This window comes from Vibrio sp. 1402, from assembly GCF_033340275.1.
In genome coordinates this window covers 1-509 of the sequence record NZ_JAWOWE010000751.1, presented here as the reverse complement: position 1 = coordinate 509, position 509 = coordinate 1, and the positions used below count along the sequence as shown (strand labels likewise).

General features: G+C 42.0%; 1 protein-coding gene. It reads left to right on the top strand.

The features are described from left to right. Positions 1-159: 159 nt before the first annotated feature. The coding region (locus R7044_RS28290) for an aromatic amino acid transport family protein (protein WP_318141760.1) at positions 160-509 on the top strand (350 nt) is incomplete at its 3' end.

The window sequence follows — 509 nt, the reverse complement described above, 5'->3', positions numbered from 1 at the left end:
ATAATTTTACGGTTGTGGTTTTTTATCCTTACACTTTGCTTGATCTTCTCTCAAAGATCCTACAATATCGTGCTTATTACAAATATGGTGTCAGTTTTGGTGCGCCGTTGCCCGATCTGATGCTGATATCTTCCAATAAGATGTAAAGATAAATATACAATGAGTCGTTCTAAAGTGTTTGGTAGTACCCTAATTATTGCTGGTACTACAATTGGGGCTGGTATGCTAGCTCTTCCTCTTGCCTCCGCTGGCATTGGTTTTACTACATCACTGGTCATCATGTTGAGTTTGTGGGCGTTAATGGCCTTTACTGCGCTACTGATGCTTGAACTTCACCAATATGCTGAAAGTAGTGCGACACTTCATACCTTGGCGAAACAAATCCTTGGTCAAAAGGGTAAGTGGGTTGCCAGTTTTGCGATGCTATTTTTGTTCTATTCATTGTGTGCGGCATACATCGCTGGTGGCGGTGCCCAATTTGGTGATCGCTTATCTCAGTGGTTTGAGTT